This is a genomic window from Mycobacterium sp., from assembly GCF_035640695.1.
Taxonomy (GTDB): Bacteria; Actinomycetota; Actinomycetes; order Mycobacteriales; family Mycobacteriaceae; genus Mycobacterium.
Window position 1 is genome coordinate 1 of record NZ_DASQVQ010000117.1, and the last position, 9,481, is coordinate 9,481.

Consider the following 9,481-nt stretch of genomic DNA (forward strand, 5'->3'; position numbering starts at 1 on the left):
TACGGCCGTGACATTCCCGTTGAGGTCCCGGTCGGCGCCCATAGCCAGCGTAAGGACGGCCATCGTCAGGACGGCGGCTGTCGCCACCGCAATCAATGCCGCTTGAAGCGGGCGTGGCGCAAGCCCGGTCGAACGCCCAACGTGTTCCATGACGTCCCCCTGACCGATGTCCCCGTGCCCCGACCCTCACACGGTCCCGTGGCGGGAATGATAGCCGGTACGCAACCCCTCACGGGACCCGATGGGCAAATTTGCCGGCATCCGTCAGCACGACCAAGACCGGCGCGCCACCCCCTTCGACACCCCCGTCGTCGCCGCACCCCCGGTCCGGCGCTGACCTGGACAGATTTGGCTGATACCGGCTCGTCCCCTAGAATCTAGGGGTTGCCTTGGGCAGACCTCGGTCGGCGCCTGCCGTCGGCCCCGCGTGCCTTTCGGTGACACAAGGACGCGCACGTCAGGTCGGTGTCTGGCGTGCCCAGATTAACCGGGTCGTCCAGGGCGGCAGCGCAGCGACCCGGGGACATTGAGGAGCTCTAGTGATTCAGCAGGAATCGCGGCTGAAAGTCGCCGACAACACGGGCGCCAAGGAGATCTTGTGCATCCGCGTGCTCGGCGGGTCGTCGCGACGCTACGCCGGGATCGGCGATGTGATCGTGGCGACCGTCAAGGACGCGATCCCGGGCGGCAACGTCAAGCGCGGCGATGTGGTCAAGGCCGTCGTCGTGCGCACCGTCAAGGAGCGCAGGCGCGCCGACGGCAGCTATATCAAGTTCGACGAGAACGCCGCCGTGATCCTGCGCCCCGACAACGATCCCCGCGGCACGCGCATCTTCGGCCCGGTCGGCCGCGAACTGCGCGAAAAGCGGTTCATGAAGATCGTCTCACTCGCTCCGGAGGTGCTGTAGATGAAGGTGCACAAGGGCGACACCGTGCTGGTGATCTCGGGCAAGGACAAGGGCGCCAAGGGCAAGGTGCTCAAGGCCTACCCGGCGCACGACAAGGTGCTCGTCGAGGGCGTCAACCGAATCAAGAAGCACACCCCGATCTCCACGAATCAGCGCGGCTCGCAGTCTGGCGGCATCGTCACCCAGGAGGCCCCGATCCACGTCAGCAACGTGATGGTCGTCGACTCCGACGGCAAGCCAACCCGGGTGGGGTACCGCACCGACGAACAGACCGGCAAGAAGGTCCGCATCTCCAAGCGCAACGGCAAGGACATCTGATGACCACCACAGAAAAGGTTCAGCCCCGTTTGAAGGTCCGCTACCGCGAACAGATCCGCGACTCGCTGCAGTCGCAGTTCGGCTACGCCAACGTGATGCAGATCCCCGGCGTGGTCAAGGTCGTCGTGAACATGGGCGTCGGCGATGCCGCCCGCGACGCGAAGTTGATCAACGGGGCGGTCAACGACCTGTCGCTGATCACCGGGCAGAAGCCCGAGGTACGCCGGGCCCGCAAGTCGATCGCGCAGTTCAAGTTGCGCGAGGGCATGCCGATCGGCGCGCGTGTCACGTTGCGTGGCGACCGGATGTGGGAGTTCCTGGACCGGCTGATCTCGATCGCGCTGCCGCGCATCCGCGACTTCCGCGGACTGTCGCCCAAGCAGTTCGACGGCACCGGCAACTACACGTTCGGACTGACCGAGCAGTCGGTGTTCCACGAGATCGACGTGGACTCCATCGATCGGCCGCGTGGCATGGACATCACCGTCGTCACCTCGGCGACCACCGACGAGGAAGGGCGCGCGCTGTTGCGGCAACTCGGCTTCCCATTCAAGGAGAACTGAAACACATGGCAAAGAAGGCTCTGGTCAACAAGGCCAAGCGCAAGCCGAAGTTCGCGGTGCGCGCCTACACGCGATGCAACAAGTGCGGCCGCCCGCATGCGGTGTACCGCAAGTTCGGCCTGTGCCGGATCTGCCTGCGTGAAATGGCCCATGCCGGCGAACTGCCCGGCGTGCAGAAGAGCAGCTGGTAACAGCGGAACCCGACCCCTAGAGAAGGTGAAACGGCTGTCATGACGATGACGGACCCGATCGCAGACTTCCTGACGCGTCTGCGCAATGCCAATTCGGCATACCACGACGAGGTGGAGCTACCGCATTCGAAGATCAAGGCCAACATCGCCGAGATCCTCAAGACGGAGGGCTACATCTCCGATTACCACGTCGAGGACGCGCGGGTCGGCAGGAAGCTCGTCGTGCAACTGAAGTACGGCCCAAGCCGTGAGCGCAGCATCGCCGGGCTGCGCCGGGTCTCCAAGCCGGGGCTGCGGGTGTACGCGAAATCCACCAACCTGCCGCGGGTGCTCGGCGGCCTGGGCGTGGCGATCATCTCCACGTCCGCGGGCCTGAGGACCGACCGCCAGGCGGCCCGAGAGGGCGTGGGCGGCGAAGTCCTCGCTTACGTGTGGTGAGGGGGAGTTAGATATGTCGCGCATTGGCAAGCAGCCGGTCCCGATTCCGTCCGGGGTCGACGTGACGATCGACGGTCAGCGGGTGTCGGTGAAGGGGCCCAAGGGCACGTTGGAAATGTCGGTCGCCGAACCAATCACCGTGTCGCGCAACGACGACGGCGCGATCGTGGTCAGCCGACCCGACGATGAACGGCACAACCGCTCGCTGCACGGGCTGTCCCGCACGCTGGTGTCCAACCTGGTCACCGGTGTGACGGACGGCTACACCACCAAAATGGAAATCCACGGCGTCGGCTACCGCGTGCAGCTGCGGGGCCAGAACCTCGAATTCGCGCTGGGCTACAGCCATCCGGTGGTCATCGAGCCGCCGGAGGGCATCACCTTCGCGGTCGAGACGCCGACGCGGTTTTCGGTCTCCGGCATCGACAAGCAGAAGGTCGGCCAGATCTCGGCGAACATCCGTAGGCTGCGCCGCCCCGACCCGTACAAGGGCAAGGGTGTGCGCTACGAGGGTGAGCAGATCCGCCGCAAGGTCGGAAAGACGGGCAAGTAGAGATGGCTAGCACTCAACAGAATTCGCCTCGCAAGTCGGCGCAGAGCGTTGCCGCTAATCGCAGAGTCTCGCGGCTGCGCCGGCACGCTCGGCTGCGCAAGAAGGTGTCCGGCACGCCGGAGCGGCCGCGGCTGGTGGTCAACCGCTCATCGCGGCACATCCACGTGCAGTTGGTCAACGACCTCGACGGCACCACGCTGGCCGCCGCGTCGTCGATCGAACCCGACGTGCGTTCGGTCGAGGGCGACAAGAAGTCCCACAGCGTGCGGGTCGGCCAGTTGATCGCCGAGCGCGCGAAGGCCGCCGGCATCGACACCGTCGTGTTCGACCGCGGCGGCTATACCTACGGCGGGCGGATCGCCGCGCTTGCCGACGCCGCTCGAGAAAGTGGGCTGAAGTTCTAGCCGGCGGGCAGGAGCGGAGCGACTAGGGAGAATGAATTTGACGTTCAGCGAAGGGATTGCATGATGGCCGACAAGGCCCCAACACGTGCCTCCGGAGCCGCCGGGCCGGCGACGTCGGGTGCCAGAGCCGCCGCGCCGGCGACGTCGGGCAGCAGAGCCGCCGGGCCGGCGAGGTCGGGCAGCGGTCCGGCGGCATCCGAGACTCGAACCGAGCGCGAACCCCGCGACGGTCGCGAAGGCCGCAGGCGTGAGGGCCGCGGCCGCGACGGCGCGGAGAAGAGCAACTATCTGGAACGCGTCGTCGCGATCAACCGGGTGTCCAAGGTGGTCAAGGGTGGCCGCCGGTTCAGCTTCACCGCGCTGGTGATCGTGGGCGACGGCAACGGCATGGTCGGCGTCGGATACGGCAAGGCCAAGGAGGTTCCGGCCGCGATCGCCAAGGGCGTGGAGGAGGCCCGCAAGAACTTCTTCCGGGTTCCGCTGATCGGTGGCACGATCACCCACCCGGTGCAGGGTGAGGCCGCCGCCGGCGTGGTGCTGCTGCGACCGGCCAGCCCGGGTACCGGCGTGATCGCAGGCGGCGCCGCCCGCGCGGTGCTGGAATGCGCTGGCGTGCACGACATTCTGGCCAAGTCGCTGGGCAGTGACAATGCCATCAACGTGGTCCATGCCACTGTGGCCGCGCTCAAGCTGCTGCAGCGTCCCGAGGAGGTGGCGGCCCGCCGCGGCCTGCCGATCGAGGACGTGGCGCCGGCCGGCATGCTGCGGGCACGTCGTGAGAGCGAGGCGCTTGCCGCCAGCGCCGCGCGGGAAGCGACGGCGTAGCCATGGCCGAGCTGAAGATCACTCAGGTGCGCAGCACCATCGGTGCGCGCTGGAAGCAGCGGGAGAGCATGCGGACGTTGGGGCTGCGCCGGATTCGCCATTCCGTGATCCGTGCGGATGACGCCCAGACGCGCGGCCTGATCGCGGTGGTGAACCACCTCGTCAAGGTGGAACCAGTGAAAGGCAACAGCAAGTGACGATCAAACTGCACGACCTGCGCCCCGCACCGGGGTCGAAGACCAAGCGCACCCGGGTCGGGCGCGGCGACGGTTCGAAGGGTAAGACCGCCGGCCGCGGCACCAAGGGCACCAAGGCCCGCAAGAACGTGCCGGTGACCTTCGAGGGCGGCCAGATGCCGATCCACATGCGGCTGCCCAAGCTGAAGGGCTTCCGCAACCGGTTCCGCACCGAGTACGAGGTCGTCAACGTCGGTGACATCAACCGACTGTTCCCGAAGGGCGGCGATGTCGGCGTCGACGACCTGGTGGCCAAGGGCACGGTGCGCAAGAACTCGTTGGTCAAGGTGCTAGGCGACGGCAAGCTGACCGTCACCGTCAACGTCACCGCGCACAAGTTCAGCGGCGCGGCGCGCGAAAAGATTACCGCCGCCGGCGGCTCGGCGACCGAGCTCTAATCTCGCGAACCGAGCGGTCGCTCGAGCGGATCCGTCTTGTGACTGGCCCGCCACCGACGCCGACCCGCCACCGACGCTGAACCTACGGGCGGTAGCCGCCGCACCCCACGCCGGCGACGCAACCACCGCCACCGGCTAAGCTGCCGCCCCCGCAACCCACGCCCAGCACGCAGCCGCTGCCGCCGCCGGGGTTTCCGCCGCCGCAACCCACGCCGGGCACGCAGCCGCCGCCGTTGTTTCCGTCGCCGCCGCCGCACCCGGCACCGTTGACGCAGCCGCCGCCGCCCGGCTGATCGGCAATGTACGGGCTCGATATGCCCCCGGCGTACCCATCTGCCGCGGCGATTGGTGCCGCGGCGATCGCCGTCGCGGCCGCGCCGGCCATCAATAGCGGAGCGATGAAATTAAGTTTCCCCAACATAATTCCGGTGTACCACGCACCCGTGAAGTAAAACCACCCAACACCTTCGAGCAAATTCGACCACTCAGCTGAGGAGCGGAATCACCTCGGCAGCAAGGCGTTCCATCTGTTCGCGGTCCTCGGCCACGGTCTCGCCCACAGGGTTTAGCAGCACCATTTCGGCGCCCGCGTCGATCACCTCGCGAACTCCGCCGACGACGTCGTCGACCGTGCCCGACACCGCAACGTCTTCGATGCCGGGCATCTGCCCGTAGATTCGGTGCAGCCCGGCGGACACCCGTTCGCGGGCGCGGGCGGCGTCGTCGTCAATGATCAGGTACACCCGTTTGCCGATCGTGAAACGCGCTGCATCCCTGCCCTGTTCAGCCAACTCGCGGCGCACGACCTGTACCGCGGTGGCGAAGTTCTTCGTGGTCGAAGAACCCGCGCCCAAAAACGCATCACCCAGTCGCACCGCGCGAGCGAGCGCCGCGGGCGCGTGGGCGCCAAACCAGATAGGTGGGTGCGGCCGCTGCACCGGTTTGGGCGCAATCGGTAGGTCCTCGACTTGCCGGAAGCGCCCGTGAAACGTCACTCTCGGCGCGTCGGACCAAGCCGCCTTCATCAACTCGAGACCTTCGGTGAAAAAGCCGACGAAGGTCGCCTTGTCCACGCCGAACGCCGAGAACTGCCGGAAGCCGCCGCCCGCGGCCACGCCGATATCCAGCCGTCCATGGCTGAGCCGGTCGACCGTGGTGACAACCGAGGCCAGCTGCAGCGGATCGTGCATTGAGGTGACCAACGCGGCGACACCGAGGCGCAGCCGCGTGGTGCACCCGGCCGCCCATGACAGCAGCTCCATCGGTGCGATCAGGGGCGCCTCCCCGACGGTCTGCTCCAACACCCAGCCGCCCTCGAAGCCGATTTCCTCGGCACGGGCGAGGTAGGACCGCACGCCCTCCGCATCGAAGCCGTCGACGTCGCGCTGGGGTATCGAGATCGAGAACCTCACCCGATCACCGTAGGCCGACCGCCTGGGAGTCGGCGCTCGGTAGGCTCATGTCCATGTTCGACTTTCTGCCAGGCATTCCCGGCGCCGACGATCTGCGCGCGGTCGCGCGCAGGGTCGACACGGCGCGTCACCACGGCGTCCCGAACGGCTGTGTACTGGAACTGGACCTGCTGTCGGTACCGCCCGAGTCCGGTGGTTTCGACCCGTTGGCGATGATTACCAGCGGCGGCCGGCCGCTGCTGCTGCGCGAGGCGGTCGACGCGATCCACCGGGCCGCCGACGATTCCCGGGTTGCCGCCCTGATCGCGCGCGTCCAGATTCCGGCCGCGCCCGCCGGGCCGGTGCAGGAATTGCGCGCGGCCATCGCCGCGTTCAGCGACGCCAAGCCGTCATTGGCGTGGGCCGAAACCTACCCCGGCACGCTGTCGTATTACCTGGCCTCCGCGTTCCGCGAGGCGTGGATGCAGCCGTCGGGCACCGTGGGCCTGGTCGGGTTCTCGGCACACGCACTGTTTCTGCGGTCCGCGCTCGACAAGGCCGGCGTCGAGGCGCAATTCATTGCCCGAGGCGAATACAAGTCCGCCGCAAACCTTTTCACCCAGGACAGCTACACCGATGCTCACCGCGAGGCCGACACCCGTCTGGTGGAAAGCCTGCACAGCCAGGTCTGGCAGGCCATCGCCGACTCCCGGCACCTCGACGTCGCCGCGGTGGACGCGCTGGCCGACCGGGCGCCGCTGCTGCGCGACGATGCGGTCAGCGGCGGGCTGATCGACCGAATCGGATTCCGCGACGAGGCGTATGACCGCATCGCCGAGCTCGCCGGCGCGCCGATCGACAGCGACACCGACGAAGAGCCCCCGCGGCTGTACCTGTCCCGTTATGCCCGCGCCAGCGCGCCCCGACCCGGTGTGCCGACGCCAAAGGTCCCGGGCCGCAAGCCCAAACCCACCATCGCCGTGGTCACGGTGGCCGGCCCGATCGTCAGCGGCCGCGGCGGTCCGCGTGTTCTGCCGTTCGTCGCCAACAGTTCCGGCGGTGACACCATCGCGGCCGGTCTGCGTGAAGCCGCCGCCGCCGATGAGGTGGCCGCCGTGGTACTGCGGGTCGACAGCCCCGGCGGGTCGGTGACCGGCTCGGAGACGATCTGGCGCGAGGTGGCGCGGGTCCGCAAGGAGGGCAAGCCGGTGGTCGCGTCGATGGGCGCGGTCGCCGCGTCCGGCGGCTACTACGTGGCGATGGACGCCGACAAGATCGTCGCGAATCCGGGCACGATCACCGGGTCGATCGGTGTGGTGACCGGCAAGCTCATCGCCCGGGATCTCAAAGAACGCCTCGGCGTCGGATCTGACGCGGTGCGCAGCAATTCCAATGCCGACGCCTGGTCGGTGGACGCGCCGTTCACGCCGGAGCAGCGCGCCCAGGTCGAAGCCGAAGCCGACCTGTTCTACGCCGACTTCGTGCGGCGCGTTGCCCAGGGCCGCAATCTGTCCGAGCCTGACGTCGAGGCCGTCGCCCGGGGGCGGGTGTGGACGGGTGTCGATGCGCTCGAGCGGGGATTGGTCGACGAGCTGGGCGGTTTGCGGACCGCGATCGCCAGGGCCAAGGTGCTCGCCGGTCTGGAGCCCGACGCCGATGCCCGCATCGTCGGCTACCCGGGCTCGTCGCTGCTGGAGTACCTGCGGCCGCGCCCGTCGTCGCAGCCGGCGGCGGCATCGCTGCCCGAGGCGGTCGGTGCGCTGATCGGGCGGTCGGTGGCCGAGCTGCTGGACCGCGCGCAGCACGCGTTCACCGGAACGTTTGCGCTGCTGCCCGGCGACTACCGGTTCTAAACGTCGGCATATTCGCCGGAATCTGCGGTGAGTCGACGTCCGGCTACAACTGGGCTAGCTAGGGGCGCTGCCGTGCTCGCCCCCCGAGGTCGTCATCCCCGCCGCCGCAGCGGCGACTCGGGTAACGGGCCCCGACACGACAGTCGCGAATGACAGCGACGGCCGCCCACGTCGACGACGCCCGACAAGCTGAACACGCCAACGACTCCGAGGAATGACCGGCCCGTGTCCGGCCGCAACACAGTCAAGCCCCGAGGCCCGCCAGACACCACACTGAATTCACGGCTGCCGCACACGTGAGGAATTTCCTTTGTGGAACTTTTGCTGGCAGGCGCAAACAAGCCGCGGCGTCGCTGCTGGCCAGGAGAAGTCACGCGAGGCCCTAAGAAACGAGGCTCAGACAGCAATGGGCGTGCGTACAATTTGTACGCACAGGGGGAGTGCTGCCAGACGGGGGAGTTACAGTGGCAACCCTTCAAAGCCCCGGACAACGACTGGTGTTCGCGAGCGGATTGCTGTTCCTGATTGCCATTGCTCCGGCGGTCGCAGTCATCCCCCCGGGTGCCAGCAACCTCGCGGACAACGGTGAGGCAAGCCCCAGCACCCCGGACGCCAGCCGCACCAGCGCTTGCACGCCTAACCAAACCCTCGGCTCGTACTCCTTGTATTGCACGCTCAGCGCCTTGCACGGTCCTACCAGCAGGGTTGGCGACGGTCGCCAGCCCGGTGCCCACAGCGGGTAGAGGGGTCGATGACCAGACACGTCGAGGGAGCCCTTGAAGACCGGTAGCGGCGTACCGCGACCGCAAAATTCGCCGCAGCCGCGCAGCCGCGAGTATCCCGCGAAACTGTCCGATCTGGCCCTGGCGCAAACGAGTAGTCGGCTACTCGCGGCCGGGTGGGTCCGATCTTCTACCGTCGCCTTGTCGGAGTTGAGCTGAGCGCTCGCAAAGGAGCAAGTAATTGACAAAGGTCGTTGAACGCCGCGGTGCTCTCGACGGCACGTGAAACTAATGGGAATGCAAGGCTGCGAACTCAATGCGATCGCCGCCCAGCCGCCGGCGACGGTCACGTGGCCCGCTATGCAACCTCTGCAACCGCTTCCTCAGCAGGCCGCATCGCTGGCTCACCACCGGCGAATCTACCGGCCCAGACAGCTTTCCCAGCTCCAAGGGGCCGCGTCGCAGCCGAGCGAGACCACCGCGAAGCATCGTGCCTAGCACAGTGCGGCCATCGTGTGTCGGGTGTCTGATCTCCGCGGGCCATCCGAATATGACCACCTTGTCCGCCGCCCTGGTATTGGCCGAACCATGACGACCGGGAAGCGATGTTGTCCGTGGATCATCTTTCAAATCCGCGGCGGCGGGCAGACAGCGCGGTTGCACCGATCGGGTTGGCCGCTT

At 67.5% G+C, this 9,481-nt stretch carries 13 protein-coding genes; 11 read left to right on the top strand and 2 right to left on the bottom strand.

Annotated elements, in window-relative coordinates; genetic code table 11:
• The first annotated feature begins 539 nt into the window (after positions 1-539).
• The 10 genes from rplN to rplO all read left to right on the top strand — a co-directional run bounded on the left by rplN (position 540) and on the right by rplO (position 4,834).
• On the top strand, positions 540-908 hold the full coding sequence (rplN, locus tag VE759_RS13610; protein WP_324933133.1) for a 50S ribosomal protein L14: 369 nt from the start codon (positions 540-542) through the stop codon (positions 906-908).
• The gene (rplX, locus tag VE759_RS13615) at positions 909-1,226 is read left to right on the top strand and encodes a 50S ribosomal protein L24 (RefSeq protein ID WP_324933134.1); all 318 of its coding nucleotides are present in this window, start codon (positions 909-911) and stop codon (positions 1,224-1,226) included.
• The gene (gene rplE, locus VE759_RS13620) at positions 1,226-1,789 is read left to right on the top strand and encodes a 50S ribosomal protein L5 (protein ID WP_324933135.1); all 564 of its coding nucleotides are present in this window, start codon (positions 1,226-1,228) and stop codon (positions 1,787-1,789) included. The genes rplX and rplE overlap by 1 nt, the downstream gene beginning before the upstream one ends.
• A gap of 5 nt (positions 1,790-1,794) precedes the next feature.
• Positions 1,795-1,980 carry a type Z 30S ribosomal protein S14 gene (locus tag VE759_RS13625; protein ID WP_324933136.1) on the top strand — a complete coding sequence of 62 codons (186 nt, stop codon included), beginning with the start codon at positions 1,795-1,797 and terminating at the stop codon, positions 1,978-1,980.
• Between the two features lie 39 nt (positions 1,981-2,019).
• Positions 2,020-2,418 carry a 30S ribosomal protein S8 gene (rpsH, locus tag VE759_RS13630; protein ID WP_324933138.1) on the top strand — a complete coding sequence of 133 codons (399 nt, stop codon included), beginning with the start codon at positions 2,020-2,022 and terminating at the stop codon, positions 2,416-2,418.
• Positions 2,419-2,431: 13 nt separating this feature from the next.
• Complete coding sequence (gene rplF / locus VE759_RS13635) at positions 2,432-2,971, top strand: 50S ribosomal protein L6 (protein WP_324933141.1); 540 nt, start codon at positions 2,432-2,434, stop codon at positions 2,969-2,971.
• A 2-nt stretch (positions 2,972-2,973) separates the two neighbouring features.
• Entirely contained in the window at positions 2,974-3,375 is a 402-nt protein-coding gene (gene rplR, locus VE759_RS13640; RefSeq protein WP_324933143.1) for a 50S ribosomal protein L18, read from the top strand.
• 63 nt (positions 3,376-3,438) lie between these two features.
• Positions 3,439-4,200 (top strand): 30S ribosomal protein S5, encoded by a 762-nt coding sequence (rpsE, locus tag VE759_RS13645; RefSeq protein ID WP_324933146.1) that lies wholly within the window; start codon positions 3,439-3,441, stop codon positions 4,198-4,200.
• Positions 4,201-4,202: 2 nt separating this feature from the next.
• Entirely contained in the window at positions 4,203-4,397 is a 195-nt protein-coding gene (gene rpmD, locus VE759_RS13650; protein WP_324933150.1) for a 50S ribosomal protein L30, read from the top strand.
• Positions 4,394-4,834, top strand: coding sequence for a 50S ribosomal protein L15 (gene rplO / locus VE759_RS13655; protein WP_324933152.1), 441 nt, complete (start codon positions 4,394-4,396; stop codon positions 4,832-4,834). The genes rpmD and rplO overlap by 4 nt, the downstream gene beginning before the upstream one ends.
• 82 nt (positions 4,835-4,916) lie before the next feature.
• Here the strand turns inward: rplO and VE759_RS13660 are convergent, their stop codons facing one another.
• Positions 4,917-5,255: a PE-PGRS family protein gene (locus tag VE759_RS13660; RefSeq protein WP_324933157.1), complete on the bottom strand. Its 339-nt coding sequence runs from the start codon at positions 5,253-5,255 to the stop codon at positions 4,917-4,919.
• A 64-nt stretch (positions 5,256-5,319) separates the two neighbouring features.
• Positions 5,320-6,246 (bottom strand): LLM class flavin-dependent oxidoreductase, encoded by a 927-nt coding sequence (locus VE759_RS13665; RefSeq protein WP_324933160.1) that lies wholly within the window; start codon positions 6,244-6,246, stop codon positions 5,320-5,322.
• 53 nt (positions 6,247-6,299) lie between these two features.
• Between VE759_RS13665 and sppA the strand changes: the two genes are divergently transcribed.
• Positions 6,300-8,078 carry a signal peptide peptidase SppA gene (gene sppA, locus VE759_RS13670; protein WP_324933163.1) on the top strand — a complete coding sequence of 593 codons (1,779 nt, stop codon included), beginning with the start codon at positions 6,300-6,302 and terminating at the stop codon, positions 8,076-8,078.
• Positions 8,079-9,481: the final 1,403 nt, after the last annotated feature.